This window comes from Microbacterium sp. DT81.1 (genome assembly GCF_049844955.1).
Classification (GTDB): Bacteria; Actinomycetota; Actinomycetes; order Actinomycetales; family Microbacteriaceae; genus Microbacterium.
Genome location: NZ_JBNCMA010000003.1, coordinates 66,530 through 82,066 on the forward strand (window position 1 = coordinate 66,530; position 15,537 = coordinate 82,066).

Genomic DNA, 15,537 nt, shown 5'->3' on the forward strand with positions numbered 1-15,537 from the left:
CGACATCGACGACCACCTCGCCATCGTGATCCTGGCCGCCGGCCAGGGGACCCGGATGAAATCCGCCCTGCCCAAGGTGCTGCACCGCATCGGCGGCCGCCCACTCGTGGGTCACGTCATCCACACCGCCCAGTCGCTCGGCGCCGGGCACATCCGCGTGGTGGTGCGGCACGAACGCGACGCCGTCGTCGAGGCGATCCACTCCGACGCCCCGCACGTGGACGTCGTCGACCAGGACGACATCCCCGGCACCGGCCGAGCCGTGCAGGTCGCCCTCGCGCAGCTGCCCGAGGGTTACGACGGAGACGTGCTGGTGCTCAGCGGCGACGTTCCGCTGCTCTCGGCGGAGACCCTCTCCCAGCTGGTGGCGGCGCACCGCGCCACCGGCGCCGCGGCGACGCTGCTGAGCGCGCTCCTGGATGACCCGACGGGCTACGGGCGCGTCATCCGCGGAGCCGACGGCGGCGTCGAGCGCATCGTCGAGCAGAAGGACGCATCGGACGACGAGGCATCCGTGCATGAGATCAACGCCGGCGTCTACGTCTTCCGGGCTCCGCAGCTGCGGGCGCACCTCGAGCTCGTCGGCACCGCCAACGCGCAGGGCGAGCGCTACCTGACCGACGTCATCGCGCTCCTGCGCGACTCGCGTCACGACGTGGCCGCGACGACCGCGCCGGATCCGCGCGTCGCGCTCGGGGTCAACGACCGCGTGCAGCTGGCCGAGGCGGCCGGCATCCTGAACGAGCGGATCGTGCGCCGGTGGCAGCTCGAGGGCGTCACGATCCTCGACCCCGCCAGCACGTGGATCGATGACACGGTGACGCTCGCCCGGGACGTGACCGTGCTGCCCAACACCCAGCTCCTGCGCGCGACCACGGTCGCCGAGGGCGCTACGATCGGCCCCGACACGACGCTGGTCGATTGCGAGGTGGGGGAGGGGGCGAGCGTCAAGCGCGCCGACGCCACCCTCGCCGTCATCGGCGCGGGCGCCACCGTCGGCCCGTTCGCGTACCTGCGACCCGGCACCTACCTCGGCGTGGACGGCAAGATCGGCACGTTCGTGGAGACCAAGAACACCACGATCGGCGTCGGCAGCAAGGTGCCGCATCTCTCCTACGTCGGCGACACAACGATCGGCGAGGGCGTCAACCTCGGCGCCGGCGCGATCACCGCCAACTACGACGACATCGCCAAGCACCGCACGGAGATCGGCGACCAGGTGCACTCCGGGTCGCACAACGTCTTCGTCGCTCCCGTTAGGGTAGGAGCCGGGGCCAAGACCGGCGCCGGCGCCGTCATCCGCAAGGATGTGCCGCCAGGGGCGCTCGCGCTCTCGGTCGCCCCCCAGCGCAACATCGAGGGCTGGGTCGCGAAGAACCGACCGGGCACGGCTGCGGCCGAGGCCGCAGAGAAGGCGAGCAATGGCGAAGAAGGCGAAGCGCGGTAAGGCGGACAAGGGCGAGCCCCACACCATCGTCGCCCGGACGAAGAAGAAGCTCGTCATCGTCGCGGGGCGCTCGCACCCCGAACTGGCGGCCAGTGTCGCGAAGGCGCTCGACACCGAGGTGCTGCCCACCGAGCACCGCACCTTCGCCAGCGGCGAGATCTACACCCGCTTCAGCGAAAGCGTCCGCGGCTGCGACGTCTTCGTCTTCCAGACCTTCAACGGACCGCTGAACGAGTGGATCATGGAGCTGCTGATCATGCTCGATGCCCTCAAGCGCGCCTCGGCGAAGCGCGTCACCGTCGTCGCTCCGTACTACCCGTACTCCCGCCAGGACAAGAAGGGCCGGGGCCGCGAGCCGATCAGCGCCCGCCTCATCGCGGACCTCATGAAGACCGCCGGTGCGGACCGGGTCATGAGCGTCGACCTGCACGCCGCCCAGATCCAGGGCTTCTTCGACGGCCCTGTCGACCACCTCTTCGCCCAGCCGGTGCTGCTGGAGTACTTCGAGCGCAAGATCATCGAGGACCGGGAGCTGCTCACGGTGGTCTCTCCGGACATGGGCCGCGTGCGCGTAGCGGACAACTGGTCCGACAAGCTCGGCGCCCCGCTGGCGATCATCCACAAGCGACGCGATCCGAAGGTCGCGAATCAGGTCACGGTGCACGAGATCGTCGGTCAGGTCGACGGGCGCGTCTGCCTGCTCGTCGATGACATGATCGACACCGGGGGCACGATCGTGAAGGCGGCCGAGGCCCTCAAGCGCAGCGGCGCCAAGCGCGTCATCGTCGCCGCCACCCATCCGATCTTCAGCGACCCCGCGCCCACGATCCTCGACAACGCCGCGATCGACGAGGTCGTCGTCACCGACACGCTTCCGGTGCCCGAGCACCGCCGCTTCCCGGGGCTCACGGTGCTGCCCATCGCCCCTCTCCTCGCCCGCGCCATCTACGAGGTCTTCGAGGACGGTTCCGTAACGAGCATGTTCGACGGCGCGGCCTGACCCCCGTCCTCGCCGTCGAGGTGCTGAAGGCCCTTCGTCGACGGGGCGAGCTCAAAGCAGGTTCATAGGCGAAACAGGGCTCGGAGCCTCGGTGGCCTCAGTAGCGTGGGAGTTACGCCGCCGCGAATCCGCAGTCGCGTGAGGCACGACGAAGGAGGACCCCATGATCCGCGCCGCCGCCCCCCGCTCGCCCCGCAGCACAGCCGTCCGCTCCGGCGCCGCCCTCGCCGGTGTCGCGGGCATACTCATCCTCGCCGGCTGCGGCGCCTCGACGCCCGAGACCGGCGGTTCGGGATCCGGCGCAGACACGGCCGATGGAGCCACTGCGGGCGGCTCGTACACCGACGGCACCTACACCGCCGACGGTTCGTACCAGACCCCCGAGTCGATCGAGACGATCGAGGTGACGGTGACGCTCGCCGGAGGCGTGATCGAAGACGTCGAGGTGGTCGGCAATCCGACCAAGCCGGAATCCGAGGAGTACCAGGGTCGCTTCATCGGCGGCATCGCGGATGAGGTCGTCGGCCGAAGCATCGACGAGATCGAGGTCAGCCGCGTGGCCGGATCGTCGCTGACCAGCGGCGGGTTCAACGAGGCGATCGAGCAGATCAAGACCGACGCCGCTTCCTGACGTCCCGCCCATCGTGAATCAGCCGACCGCGTCGCACTCGTGGCGCTTCGAGGCCATCGGCACGCCGTGGGAGATACAGACGTCGTCGCCGCTGGATCGTGCGGCGCGCGCGGCGGTGGACGGGCTCATCGACCGTTTCGATCGGGAGTGGTCGCGGTTCCGCACCGATTCGCTCGTGGCGCTCCTCGCGCAGGGCGAGCGGAGTGTGCCCGTGCCCCCGGATGCCGGCGACATGCTGTCGACGTACGCCGCCCTCTCGCACGCCACCTCCGGGGCCGTGAATCCGCTCGTCGGGGAGTCGCTCGCGCACCTGGGCTACGGACGCGGCTATCGGCTGACGGCCGAGGCTCCGGTGCCCGCACCGACACGGTGGCAGGACGTCGTGTTCTGGGACGCCGACCGCCTCTGGATGCGGGAGCCGTCCACGCTCGATGTGGGTGCCCTGGGCAAGGGGCGACTCGTGGACCGCGTGCTGTCGGTGGTGCAGGCCCACGCGAGCGGCGACATCGTCGTCGACGCGAGCGGCGACCTCGCGGTGCGCGGTGCTCCGGTGCGCATCGGGCTCGAGCATCCGTACGACGCGGCCCGCGCGATCGGGGTGGCGACGATCCAGGATGCCGCGCTGTGCGCGTCGGCGACGAACCGGCGGGCGTGGGGCGACGGACTCCACCACGTGCTCGATGCGCGGACGGGCACGCCGATCCAGACCGTCGCCGCGACGTGGGCGATCGGGCCGGACGCGATGCGCGCCGACGGGATCGCCACCGCCCTCTTCTTCGACGGCGGCCCCGAGCTCGCCTTCCGATGGGGGATCCAGTGGGTGCGGATGCTGACCGACGGCCGGGTCGAGTACTCCCCGGGCAGCGCAGTGGAGCTCTTCTCGCGCGCTAGCGTGGACTCATGAGCGACTCCTCGTCTGCCGGCCGGGTGGTGGCCGTCGCGCGCGATGACACCCACCGCTTCAGCAAGCCGACCCGAGACGCCATCACGCTTGTCGCGGGGTTCGGGGTAGAGGGCGACGCCCACGCCGGCGCGACGGTGCGGCATCGGTCGCGGGTGCGCCGCGACGCCGAGCAGCCGAACCTGCGCCAGGTGCACCTGATGCACGCCGAGCTCTTCGACGACATGGCCGAGCGCGGCCATTTCATCGATCCCGGTCAGCTCGGCGAGAACGTGACGACCGAGGGAGTCGACCTCCTCGCCCTGCCGCGCGGCAGCCGCCTGCACCTCGGGGAGGACGCCGTCATCGAGGTCACGGGGCTGCGCAATCCCTGCACCCAGATCAACGGGCTCTCACCCGGGCTGATGAAGGAGCTGATCTCCGTCGACGAGGCGGGCGAGGTGGTGCGACTGGCCGGAATCATGGCGGTGGTCCTGCACGGTGGTGTCGTGCGGCCGGGCGACGGCATCCGCGTCTCGCTCCCCGTGGGCGAGTACGTGCCGCTCGGGCCGGTGTGATGTGATCTCCACGCTCACCGCCGGCTGGAGCCGTGTGCTGCAGTTTCTCGGCCAGGTCTCGATGTACCGGCTGGTGCTGCTCTCGCTCGGCACGTTGACCGCCATCGCATTCGTGGTGTCGTTCTTCGGGGTGCTCGTACCCGGCCCGCTGGAGATCGTCGCGACGCTCGCCGTGCTGACCGCTGTATGCGTCGGAGTCGATGCGATCGCGCACCGCGTGATGAGACTGTCGCACCGCATCGAGTCCTCGCTCATCACCGCGGCCATCCTGCTCTTCGTGCTGCGCCCGAGCATCGAGATCGCCGACATGCTGGGCCTCGCCTTCGCGGGCGCCGTGGCCTCGCTGTCGAAGTACGTGCTCGCCTGGCGCGGGCGGCACATCTTCAACCCCGCGGCCTTCGGCGCCGCCGTGCTGACGATCTCGGGACTCGGAGCATCGGCCTGGTGGGTCGGCAGCCCGTTCCTGGCGGCGCCGGTGCTGCTGCTGGGCCTGGCCGTCGTGCTGCGCACCGAGAGGCTCCGCATCATCACGCTGTTCGTCCTGATCGCCGTCGCCGTGACGGTCCTTCGGCTCTCGGTGCAGGCCCAGCAGGCCCAGTTCGAGGTGACGACGGGCGAACTGCTCTCCCTCGCGCTCTGGCAGTCGCCGATCCTCTTCCTCGGAGCTTTCATGCTCTCGGAGCCGCTCACGATGCCGCCGCGGCGATGGCAGCAGATGGCGGTTGCCAGCCTCGTCGGTGTGTTGGTGGGCTGGCCGATCGACGTCGGACCCTTCACGCTCGGGCAGGAACGCGCCCTGCTGATCGGCAATCTGCTCGCCTTCGCCTTCGCGCTGCGCACGGCCGTTCGGCTCACACTCGCCCGTCGTGCCGCGCCGACGCCGACGGTGCAGGAACTGGAGTTCACCACGAAGCGGCCGCTGCGCTTCGTGCCCGGACAGTACCTCGAGCTCGAGGTGCCGCACCGCCGCCCCGACGCGCGCGGCACGCGCCGCGAGTTCAGCATCGCCTCCGCCCCCGAAGACCTCCCGACGCTGCGCATCGCGTTCCGCGAGGGCGGAGCGAAGCATCCATCCAGTTACAAGAAGGCGCTCGCCGCGATGAGCCCGGGCGATGCCCTCGCCGTCACGGGCGTCTGGGGCGACTTCCTCCTGCCCAGCAACCCCACCGCGCCGGTGCTCATGGTCGCGGCCGGGATCGGCGTGACGCCGTTCGTCTCCCAGCTTCGGCACGTGCGGCTCGCCGAGGAGGACCGGGACATCGTGCTCGTCTACGTGGCATCCGAGGCCGCCGAGCTCGCTTTCCGGGAGGACATCGAGGCATCCGGCATCCCGGTCATCGTCTTCACCCGCGATCAGCCGCAGAACATGCCCTCGAACTGGCATTGGGCGCGCGGAGTGCGCCTCGATGCGGAAGGTGTCGAGCGTGTCGTCCCCGATCTGTCAGCGCGGCACGCCTACATCTCCGGTCCGCCGGGGCTCATCGCGGAGCTCGCACCCGCGCTCGAGAAGGCCCGTTCGCTGACCACCGACGCCTTCGCCGGGTACTGAGCCCGGGGCTCAGGCGAGCTCAGGCGGGCTCGGCCGCGGCAGCGGGGGACGCCGGCACGGGGGCGTGCGGCCGCGCCGGCAGACGCAGCGTGAAGGTGGTGTCGCCCGGCTTGCTGTCGACCTCGACGGTTCCGTGGTGCGCCGTCACGATGGCCTGGGCGATCGACAGACCGAGCCCCGTCCCCCCGGTCTGCCGGGCGCGCGAGCGGTCGGCGCGGGCGAAGCGCTCGAAGAGCTCCGGCTGCAGTGCGGGGTCGATTCCCGGCCCGTCGTCGTGCACGCTCAGCACGGCATCCTTCCCCTCCGGGAACACCGTGACCGTCACTTCGGTGCCCGCCGGCGTGTGAGTGCGTGCGTTTGCCAGCAGGTTGGCCACGACCTGATGCAGCCGCGACGCGTCGCCGGCGATCACGACGGGCTCCTCTGCGACCTCGACACGCCACACGTGGTCGGGACCGGCGGGGCGTGCATCGGCCACCGCCTCGAGCGCCAGCTGGGTGAGATCGACCGAACCGTACACGAGGTCCTGACCCTCATCCAGTCGGGCGAGCAGCAGCAGGTCCTCGACGAGACGGGTCATCCGGATGGACTGCGCCTGGATCCGCTCGAGCGCGGACTCGCTTCCCTCGAACACCGGGTGCTGGCCGCCGCCGGAGGGCACCGGTCCCTGAGCCTGTCGAAGGGCGCGGAGGGACAGCTCCGAGTACCCGCGGATCGAGGCCAGGGGAGTCCGCAGCTCGTGACTCGCATCGGCGACGAACTGCCGCATCCGCTCCTCGTTGCGCTGACGTGCGTGCAGGGAGGAATCGACGTGGTCGAGCAATGTGTTCAGCGCCGCGCCGACCTGCCCGATCTCCGTGCGCGCATCGGCCTGTTCGTCCGGCACGCGCTCCGAAATCGAGACCGCGCCGTGGTCCATCGGCATGCTCGCCACCCGCGTGGCGGTGTCGGCGACGGCGCGCAGGGGACGCAGGCCGACCCGGATGACGAGGGCCGTCGCCCCGGCGAGCACAAAGAGCCCACCCGCTGTCAGCAGGCCGATGGTGGTGAGCGTGCGGGCGATGGCCTGTTCGACCTCGGTGCGGGGCAGACCGACGACGGCGACCGAGTTCTCCACCGCCGAGCCGCGCACGAGGTACGAGCCGACGCCATCGATCTGAACGGTGGCCGGACCCGGCCCTCGGCGCTCGAGATCGTCGGCGAGATCCTGGAGCTGCGTGTCGGTCAGCGCCGTCACGGATCCGTTCTGCTCGACATAGGCGCCACTGGCCGGCGCGAGACGCGATCCGATGACGAGCAGGAAGCCCGGCTGCTGAGGAGAGGCTCGGAGAATGGATGCCGCGTCGATGTCCGCTCCCTCGAGCCCGCCGGGCGGTTGCCCTGACAGCGCGAAGCGCGCTGCCGACCGCAGCTGGTCATCCAGCCGCCCCTCGAGCACCGCCCCCAGGATCGCGCTCATGGTGACCGCGACGATCACGAGGATCGCCGACACGATGCCGATGACCGTGACCATCAGCCGGGTCTGCAGCGTCCAGGCCGGGCGCCGCCGCTTCGCCTCGGTCCCGCTCACGCGGGCGCCTTGATCATGTAGCCGACGCCGCGCACGGTCGAGATCAGCGGCTCCCGGCCCTGATCGATCTTCTTGCGCAGGTACGAGATGTAGAGCTCGACGACGCTCGAGCGGCCGCCGAAGTCGTAGTTCCACACCCGATCGAGGATCTGCGCCTTGGAGACGACACGACGCTGGTTGCGCATCAGGAAGCGGAGCAGCTCGAATTCCGTGGCGGTCAGCTCGATGGAGGTGCCGCCTCGCTCCACCTCGTGGCTGTCCTCGTTCAACGTCAGGTCTCCGACGCGCAGGATCGGCTCGGCGTCGCTCGAGAAGGCCGACCCGGCGCGTCGCATGAGACCGCGCAGTCTGGCGACGACCTCCTCCAGGCTGAACGGCTTGGTGACGTAGTCGTCGCCGCCGGCCGTGAGACCGGCGACGCGGTCGCTGACGGCATCCTTCGCGGTCAGGAAGAGCACGGGCACGTCATTGCCGGAATGCCGCAGGCGCTGCAGCACCGCCATCCCGTCGAGGTCCGGCATCATGATGTCCAGCACCAGGGCGTCCGGGGCGAACTCGCGCGCGGACTGCAGCGCCTCGAAGCCCGACCCGGCGGTTCGCACCTCCCAGCCCTCCATGCGCAGCGCCATCGACAGCAGGTCGGTCAGCATCTGCTCGTCGTCGACCACGAGCACGCGCAGGGGAGAGCCGTCAGGGCGGTGCAATGCGGGAGAGGTCGCCATGAGTCCAGTGTGGCGGCCCAACCTATGAGCCTGCTATGGGAACGGCTATGTGTTCGCTGTAGGTCAGGACGGGGTTGTGCGCGACATCACGCGCCGAGGGCGAAGGCCGCGAGCCGGTCGGACAGTGCGTCGAACTGGTCGTCGACCTGCTGGCCGTCCGGCGTGGCCTCGTAATGGGCGAGGATGCGGCGGGCGCCCTCGTCGAAGGTGATCGTCGTCCGGAACTCCGGCACGAGCGCCCGCACCTTCGCGTTGTCGAAGACCATGGAGTGCGCCTTGTCGCCGAGCAGTCCGGGTCCGAGATCGGGGCTCATCCGGGCGATCGTCTCGGACGCGACGTGCACGAGCTCCGGGGAGGTCACGCCGGCGGCATCCGCCAGCCAGCCGTAGATCTGGTTCCAGGTCGGCGCGTGCGTCCCGGTGATGTGGAAGGTCTCGCCGATCGCGGCGGGGTTGCCGAGCAGTCCGGTGAAGGCGACGGCGAAGTCATCGCTGTGCGTGAGGGTCCAGAGGCTGGTGCCGTCGCCGTGCACGATCACGGGCTTGCCGGCCCGCATGCGGGCGATATCCGTCCAGCCGCCGAGGTTGGGCCACAGCGTGTGATCGTAGGTGTGCGACGGCCGGACGATCGTGATGGGGAAGCCGCGCTCGCGGTACGCCCCCACGAGCAGGTCCTCGCAGGCGATCTTGTCGCGGGAGTACTGCCAGAACGGGTTGCGCAGCGGTGTGGACTCGGTGACAGGCAGACGCGTCGGGGGCGTCTGGTACGCCGATGCCGAGCTGATGAAGATGTACTGCCCGCAGCGGCCCTCGAAGAGCCCGAGGTCGGTCTGGATGTGTCCCGGGGTGAAGGCGAGGAACTCCGCCACCACGTCGAAGTGCGCATCGCCGAGGGCGGCGCGAACCGATTCCGGTGTGCGGATGTCGCCGACGGCCTCGCGCACGCCGTCCGGGAGGGCTCGTCGCGCCGAGCCGCGGTTTAGCACCGTCACATCGTGTCCCATGGCCAGGGCGCGGGCGACGCACGCCGTGCTGATCACTCCGGTGCCGCCGATGAACAGGATTCGAAGACTCGTCACCCTTCCGACCCTAATGCCGTCAGACCCTCACCTAGGGTGGGCTCATGCCATTGGTCGACGCCGCCGTCTATGTCGAGGGACGGCGAGAGTCGGACGGCTCGATCGCGGACGTCATCACCCAGGCTCGGACACGCGGTGGAATGGCCTGGATCGGACTGTACCGACCGAACGAGTCCGAGATGCGCCAGCTGGCGCTCCTGCTCGATTTGCATCCGCTCGCGGTCGAGGACACGCTCAAGGGGCATCAGCGCGCCAAGCTCGAGCGCTATGGAGACAAGACGTTCCTCGTGCTGCAGCCGGCGCGCTACCTCGACGAATCCGAGACCGTGGAGTTCGGCGAAGTGCACCTGTTCATCGGGCTGGACTTCGTCATCACCGTGCGGCACGCGGAGAATCCGGATCTCGCTGCCGTCCGGCGTCGGCTGGAGGCCACCCCCGAGGTGCTCGCCCAGGGGCCGTACGCGGTCGCCTGGGCGATCTGCGACGACGTCGTCGACCAGTACGCACCCGTCGTGGCAGGGCTGGAGAACGATATCGACGAGATCGAGGACGAGCTCTTCTCCGGCGACCCCAACGTCTCGAAGCGCATCTTCGGGCTGCAGCGGGAGGTGATCGACCTGCAGCACGCCACGGTGCCGCTCGTGGACATGTTCGATCGCATGCAGCAGATCGTGACGGCATCCACGGGCAAGGCGGAGGCGCCGGCCTTCCGGGATGTCGATGACCACGCCAAGCGCGTGGTCGACAGGGTGGACACGTTCCGGGCGACCCTCGGCAGCGCGCTCACCGTGCACGCGACCCTCGTCGAGCAGCAGAGCAACGAGGAGATGCGGCGGATGACCGAGTTCGGGCTCGAGCAGAACGATCAGGTGAAGAAGGTCTCCAGCTGGGCGGCCATCCTGTTCGCGCCGACCCTGGTGGGAACTATCTACGGCATGAACTTCGACAACATGCCGGAGCTGCACTGGCAGTTCGGGTACGCCCTGGCCTTGACGCTGATGGCCGCGACGAGCATCACGCTCTATCTCGTGTTCAAGCGGAAGGGCTGGCTGTAGCCGCCACACCGGTGCGCGATGTCGGTCGGCTGCGGTAGTTTCTGCGCCATGCGAATCGATGTGCTTCGAGCGGGAATGACGGGGCGCGTGACCGCGCCGGAAGACGACGGGTGGGATGCCGCACGGCTGTTCCACTCGGGGATCGGGGAGCCGGCGGTCATCGTGCGGCCTGGATCGGTGCAGGACGTCGTGGCGGCCGTCCGCTGGGCGGCCGAAGAGGGCCAGCCGATCAACGTGCGCGGCGGCGGGCACAGCGCGTGGGGCACGCTGCCGGGCGGACTTACCGTCGACCTCGCTGAGCTGAACGGCGTGGACGTGGAGGGAACCGTCGTTCGCGTCGGCGGTGGCGCGACGTGGGGAGCGGTGGCGGCCACCCTCGCGGAGCACGGGCTGGGCATCAGCTCCGGCGACACCGCGTCCGTGGGCGTCGGCGGGCTGACCCTCGGCGGGGGAATCGGCTGGATGGTGCGCGCGTGGGGGCTCGCCGCCGATCAACTCCTCGGCGTGCAGCTCGTCACGCCGGCGGGAGAGCTTGCAGAAGTCTCCGCGGCGAGCCACCCCGAGCTCTTCTGGGCGCTGCGCGGCGGCGGCGGAAACTTCGGCGTCGTGACGCGGTTCGATTTCCGTGCGCACGCTCTGCCGGGTGTGGTCTTCGCGGAGCTGTCCGTGCCCGGCGATGTGCGGCCCGTGCTGCGAGCGCTTCGCGACACCCTTCGCCACGCGCCGCGTGAACTCACCGTCACCTACATGGATGTGCCGGCGATGGATCCGAGCGCGCCGGCGGGGGCCACGATCACGGCGTGCTGGATCGGAGAGGACGTCGACGCGGCCCTCGCGGCCCTCGGCTCGCTCCTCGCCGTGGATGGCGTCTCGGTCACCGATGTGGGTGCGCGTTCCTATCCCGACGTGCTGATGGACATGCCGCCATTCGACCCGGACCAGCCCATGCCGGGGTTCATCGGCGGCAACACGCTCCTCGTCGAGCCGGACGACGACGTGCTCGATGCGCTCGCTTCCTTCCGCGAGGCGCACGAGGCGTCGGTGCTCTTCCTGAGGTCCCTGGGGGGTGCCTTCGGCGACGTCGGTCCGGACGAGTCGGCCTTTCCGGCCCGGAACGCGACGTGGTTCGCGATGGCAGGGGTCTTCGACCTGCCGGGCACGACCGACGAGCAGCGTGCGGCGATCCACGCCGAGTGGTCCGCCATCGCCGCGCGCGGCGCCGGCGTGTACGGCAACTTCACGCAGGAAGTCGACGGCTCGGTAGTCGGGCGGATCTTCTCGCGCGAGTCGATGGCACGCCTCGGCGAGGTGAAGCGGGAGTGGGACCCCCGCAACCTGTTCTCACGCAATCACAACGTGATGCCCGTCTGAACGACGAAATGCCGCCGGGCGAACCCGGCGGCATGTCGAGACCCGAGCGGGTCAGTGCGTGTCTTCGGCCTCGATCTCGGTGCGATCGCCCGACCACAGGGTGTGGAAAGTGCCCGGCTTGTCGATGCGCTTGTAGGTGTGCGCCCCGAAGAAGTCGCGCTGCCCCTGCACCAGGGCGGCCGGCAGGCGGTCGGCTCGCAGACCGTCGTAGTACGACAGCGACGACGAGAACGCGGGGGCGGGGATGCCGGCGCCCGCCGCGATGGAGACCACGCCGCGCCACGCGTCCTGCGCGCGGTCCAGCGCCTCGACGAAGTACGGGGCGGTGAGCAGCACCGGAAGATCGGGGGTCTCGGCGTATGCGTCCGCGATGCGGTTGAGGAACTGCGCGCGGATGATGCAGCCGCCGCGCCAGATCTTCGAGATGGCGCCGAGGTCGATGTTCCAGTCGTATTGAGCGGCGCCCGCCCGGATCTCGTCGAAGCCCTGCGAGTACGCGACGATCTTGGAGGCGTACAGCGCGAGGCGCACGTCCTCGATGAAGGCGTCGGGGTTGTCCACCGCGAAGGCGGCGTCGGTCCCCGGACCCGCCGAGGGGCCCGGCAGGTCGCTCGAGACGGCGCGCTGCTCCGGGTGCGATGACAGCGAGCGAGCGAAGACGGCCTCGGCGATCCCCGAGACAGGCACCCCCAGGTCGAGGGCCGTCTGCACCGTCCACGCGCCGGTGCCCTTGGCGCCGGCCTGATCGAGGATGACGTCCACCAGCGGCTCGCCGGTTTCGGCATCCACCTGGCGCAGCACCTCGGCCGTGATCTCGATGAGGTACGACTCCAGCTCGCCCTTGTTCCAGTCGGCGAACACATCGGCGATTTCGGCCGGGCTCTTTCCCGTGCCGCGGCGGATGAGGTCGTACGCCTCGGCGATCAGCTGCATGTCGGCGTACTCGATGCCGTTGTGCACCATCTTGACGAAGTGACCGGCGCCGTCGTGGCCCACGTGGGTGACGCATGGCTCGCCCTCGGCGATCGCCGCGATCGAGCGCAGGATCGGGCCGAGCGTGACCCACGACTCGTCGGAGCCACCGGGCATGATCGACGGTCCGAGCAGTGCTCCCTCTTCGCCACCCGAGATGCCCGCGCCGACGAAGTTGATCCCCGTCTCGCGCACCGCCTTCTCGCGACGGATCGTGTCGGTGAAGAGCGCATTGCCGCCGTCGACGATGATGTCACCCGGTTCGAAGACGTCCACGAGCGCGTCGATCACGGCATCCGTCGGTCTACCGGCCTTGACCATGATGACGGCGGTGCGGGGCTTCTGCAGGGACGCAGCGAATTCGTCGTAGCTCGGAGTCGGGATGAAGCCGGCTTCCGGATGCTCCCCGACCAGGTGCTCGGTCTTGACGTAGCTGCGGTTGTAGATGGCGACGGTGTTGCCCTCTCGGCTCGCGAGGTTGCGTGCGAGATTCGATCCCATCACCGCGAGGCCGACGACCCCGATGTTGGCGACGGCGCTCGGCGTGGCGACCGGTCCGGTTGCATCCGGAGCCGGACGGGGCACCTCTTCGGGGGCCGGAGCACCCTCGTGGACGGGGGCCGAACCCGGGGTGTCGTCCCGGTCGCCGGAGACTTTCGTCCCCGCGGTGGGGTCATCCGTCGGCTCGTCGGTGGCAAGGTCGTTCTCGGGCACGGTCTACTCCTCGGATCGTCGCAGGGGGCGCTCCCAGGCTATCGCGTCGGCTGATAGCGGCCCCGCGGTGTGACGTTCCCGGTCCGTGCGCCGGAGTCAGTCCTTGCGGTACGCCGACCGGCCCATCTCCCAGAAGGCGAGGGTGGTCAGCACCGCCCCGGCCACGGCGAGGCCGCCGATTCCCCAGGCGATCAGATTCGCGATGAAGGCGCCGTCGAGCATGAGTCCTCCGGAGGTCGAGTGCGTGTGGCTCCACCGTACAGCCCTCGGGCGGGGAGGACCCGGTCACCCCGTGTATCGGCCGGTGTCCTCGCCGAACGGGGGAGTCGGGTAGACTGGTGGATCGACCCTCGGCGAGGGATGCGGCATACGACCAGCGCGTCGGCTCCGGCATCCGTTATCGACGCGGTGATGTGGGCTCCCCGGCTTTCCTCACGCGTCTGCGTTCGAGTCGAAAACCAGAGACCACCGTGCGACCCGATCCTCGTCGCACGCCCAGAAGGAGAACCCCCATGTCTGACGACAACAAGGTCCAGGCCGAGCTTCGCGAGAACTTCGGCAAGGGCTACGCCCGCCGCCTCCGTGCCGCCGGCAAGATCCCCGCCGTGATCTACGGCCACGGCACCGACCCCAAGCACGTCGCGCTTCCCGGTCACCAGGTGTCGCTGCTGATCCGCCGCGCCAACGCGCTGCTCGAACTCGACGTCGCCGGCACGCCGGAGCTCGCGCTGGTGAAGGACGTGCAGAAGGACCCCGTGCACCAGATCATCGAGCACATCGACCTCCTCGTCGTGAAGAAGGGCGAGAAGATCCAGGTCGACATCCCCGTCTCGCTGATCGGCGAGCCCGCCCCCGGCACGATTGCGGCACAGGACGCCAACACCGTGCTGCTCGAGGTCGAGGCCACCCACATCCCGGAGCGCATCGAGCTCGACGTCGAGGGCCTCGAGGACGGCACGCACATCACCGCCGCCGACCTCAAGCTGCCCCAGGGCGCTTCGCTCATCGTCGACCCGGAGACGCTGATCGTCGCGATCTCGATCCCGACCGACACGCTCGCCGCCGAGGACGAGATCGCCGAGGCCGATGCGGCCGTCGCCGCCGAGCAGGCCGAGGAGTCTGAAGAGGCGCGGGAGTCGTCCGAGTAATCAGGCGACCCGAACGACAGCCCGCTCCCGCATTAGTGTGGGGGCGGGCTTCGTTCTGGCGTGCCCGCACGGGCTCCCGCATCCGCCCTCCCCATCCCCCTCTCTCGATCGAAAGGCGCGCACGTGGCTGAGACGTGGCTCGTGGTCGGCCTCGGCAACCCGGGCCCCCGCTATGCAGCCACCCGGCACAACGTGGGCCAGCTCGTGGTCGACGAGCTCGCCGCCCGCCGGGGCGAGGTGTTCAAGGCGCACAAGACGAACGCGCGGGTCGTGGAGACCTGGCTGCGTCCCGGCACCCAGAAGATGGTGCTGGCCAAGCCGAACTCGTTCATGAACGTGTCGGGAGGTCCGGTCGCCGGCCTGGAGCGGTTCTACGGCGTCGCGCCGGAGCGCATCGTGGTCGTGCACGACGAGCTCGACATCCCGTTCGACACCATCAAGCTCAAGGTGGGCGGTGGACCCGGTGGGCACAACGGCGTGCGGGACGTCGCGAAGGCGCTCGGGACGCCCGAGTTCGCCCGTGTGCGCGTCGGGGTCGGCAGGCCGACGGGCCGCCAGGATCCGGCGGACTGGGTGCTCGATCCCTTCAGCGCCGCGGAGCGGGCGACCTTGCCCGTGCTCGTGGCGGAGGCGGCGGACGCCGTGGAGCAGCTGATCGGCGAGGGTCTGGTCGAGGCGCAGCAGCGCTTCCATGCGCCGCGGGCCTGAGGCGCCTTCGCGCGGATGCGTCAGCTGTGCACCGCGTTCAGGCTCGCTGGGGTCGGAGGTGCCGGGAGGTGTCCGATGAGCCCGTCGCGCCACTCGAGCCACATCTGTCCTGA

Annotated in this window: 15 protein-coding genes; 10 read left to right on the plus strand and 5 right to left on the minus strand. The window is 69.8% G+C overall.

The window, feature by feature from the left end:
• Positions 1 to 55 precede the first annotated feature (55 nt).
• The 6 genes from glmU to ACLQ2Q_RS08825 all read left to right on the plus strand — a co-directional run bounded on the left by glmU (position 56) and on the right by ACLQ2Q_RS08825 (position 6,085).
• On the plus strand, positions 56 to 1,447 hold the full coding sequence (glmU, locus tag ACLQ2Q_RS08800; protein ID WP_425820561.1) for a bifunctional UDP-N-acetylglucosamine diphosphorylase/glucosamine-1-phosphate N-acetyltransferase GlmU: 1,392 nt from the start codon (positions 56 to 58) through the stop codon (positions 1,445 to 1,447).
• Positions 1,422 to 2,447: a ribose-phosphate diphosphokinase gene (locus ACLQ2Q_RS08805; RefSeq protein WP_425820075.1), complete on the plus strand. Its 1,026-nt coding sequence runs from the start codon at positions 1,422 to 1,424 to the stop codon at positions 2,445 to 2,447. Before glmU ends, ACLQ2Q_RS08805 begins: the two co-directional genes overlap by 26 nt.
• A gap of 163 nt (positions 2,448 to 2,610) precedes the next feature.
• Positions 2,611 to 3,078: an FMN-binding protein gene (locus tag ACLQ2Q_RS08810; RefSeq protein WP_425820076.1), complete on the plus strand. Its 468-nt coding sequence runs from the start codon at positions 2,611 to 2,613 to the stop codon at positions 3,076 to 3,078.
• 13 nt (positions 3,079 to 3,091) lie between these two features.
• Entirely contained in the window at positions 3,092 to 3,982 is an 891-nt protein-coding gene (locus ACLQ2Q_RS08815; RefSeq protein WP_425820077.1) for an FAD:protein FMN transferase, read from the plus strand.
• Positions 3,979 to 4,536: an MOSC domain-containing protein gene (locus ACLQ2Q_RS08820; RefSeq protein ID WP_425820078.1), complete on the plus strand. Its 558-nt coding sequence runs from the start codon at positions 3,979 to 3,981 to the stop codon at positions 4,534 to 4,536. The genes ACLQ2Q_RS08815 and ACLQ2Q_RS08820 overlap by 4 nt, the downstream gene beginning before the upstream one ends.
• A 1-nt stretch (position 4,537) precedes the next feature.
• Positions 4,538 to 6,085 (plus strand): FAD-dependent oxidoreductase, encoded by a 1,548-nt coding sequence (locus ACLQ2Q_RS08825; protein ID WP_425820079.1) that lies wholly within the window; start codon positions 4,538 to 4,540, stop codon positions 6,083 to 6,085.
• 19 nt (positions 6,086 to 6,104) lie between these two features.
• On the opposite strand, the gene ACLQ2Q_RS08830 is transcribed toward ACLQ2Q_RS08825, so the two are convergent.
• The 3 genes from ACLQ2Q_RS08830 to ACLQ2Q_RS08840 all read right to left on the minus strand — a co-directional run bounded on the left by ACLQ2Q_RS08830 (position 6,105) and on the right by ACLQ2Q_RS08840 (position 9,456).
• On the minus strand, positions 6,105 to 7,655 hold the full coding sequence (locus ACLQ2Q_RS08830; protein WP_425820080.1) for a sensor histidine kinase: 1,551 nt from the start codon (positions 7,653 to 7,655) through the stop codon (positions 6,105 to 6,107).
• Positions 7,652 to 8,377 (minus strand): response regulator transcription factor, encoded by a 726-nt coding sequence (locus ACLQ2Q_RS08835; RefSeq protein WP_425820081.1) that lies wholly within the window; start codon positions 8,375 to 8,377, stop codon positions 7,652 to 7,654. The genes ACLQ2Q_RS08830 and ACLQ2Q_RS08835 overlap by 4 nt, the downstream gene beginning before the upstream one ends.
• A gap of 86 nt (positions 8,378 to 8,463) precedes the next feature.
• On the minus strand, positions 8,464 to 9,456 hold the full coding sequence (locus ACLQ2Q_RS08840) for an SDR family oxidoreductase (protein ID WP_425820082.1): 993 nt from the start codon (positions 9,454 to 9,456) through the stop codon (positions 8,464 to 8,466).
• A 44-nt stretch (positions 9,457 to 9,500) separates the two neighbouring features.
• Here ACLQ2Q_RS08840 and ACLQ2Q_RS08845 point away from each other — a divergent pair, with 44 nt between their 5' ends.
• On the plus strand, positions 9,501 to 10,511 hold the full coding sequence (locus ACLQ2Q_RS08845; protein ID WP_425820083.1) for a magnesium and cobalt transport protein CorA: 1,011 nt from the start codon (positions 9,501 to 9,503) through the stop codon (positions 10,509 to 10,511).
• Positions 10,512 to 10,559: 48 nt separating this feature from the next.
• Positions 10,560 to 11,882, plus strand: a complete 1,323-nt coding sequence (locus ACLQ2Q_RS08850; protein ID WP_425820084.1) for an FAD-binding oxidoreductase — start codon at positions 10,560 to 10,562, stop codon at positions 11,880 to 11,882.
• A gap of 51 nt (positions 11,883 to 11,933) precedes the next feature.
• Here the strand turns inward: ACLQ2Q_RS08850 and gndA are convergent, their stop codons facing one another.
• Positions 11,934 to 13,439: an NADP-dependent phosphogluconate dehydrogenase gene (gene gndA / locus ACLQ2Q_RS08855; RefSeq protein WP_425820562.1), complete on the minus strand. Its 1,506-nt coding sequence runs from the start codon at positions 13,437 to 13,439 to the stop codon at positions 11,934 to 11,936.
• A gap of 225 nt (positions 13,440 to 13,664) precedes the next feature.
• Positions 13,665 to 13,790: a hypothetical protein gene (locus tag ACLQ2Q_RS08860; RefSeq protein WP_425820085.1), complete on the minus strand. Its 126-nt coding sequence runs from the start codon at positions 13,788 to 13,790 to the stop codon at positions 13,665 to 13,667.
• A 290-nt stretch (positions 13,791 to 14,080) separates the two neighbouring features.
• On the opposite strand from ACLQ2Q_RS08860, the gene ACLQ2Q_RS08865 reads away from it, so the two are divergent.
• Both ACLQ2Q_RS08865 and pth read left to right on the plus strand, forming a co-directional pair.
• On the plus strand, positions 14,081 to 14,716 hold the full coding sequence (locus tag ACLQ2Q_RS08865; RefSeq protein WP_425820086.1) for a 50S ribosomal protein L25/general stress protein Ctc: 636 nt from the start codon (positions 14,081 to 14,083) through the stop codon (positions 14,714 to 14,716).
• Positions 14,717 to 14,839: 123 nt separating this feature from the next.
• Complete coding sequence (gene pth, locus ACLQ2Q_RS08870) at positions 14,840 to 15,424, plus strand: aminoacyl-tRNA hydrolase (RefSeq protein WP_425820087.1); 585 nt, start codon at positions 14,840 to 14,842, stop codon at positions 15,422 to 15,424.
• Positions 15,425 to 15,537 lie beyond the last annotated feature (113 nt).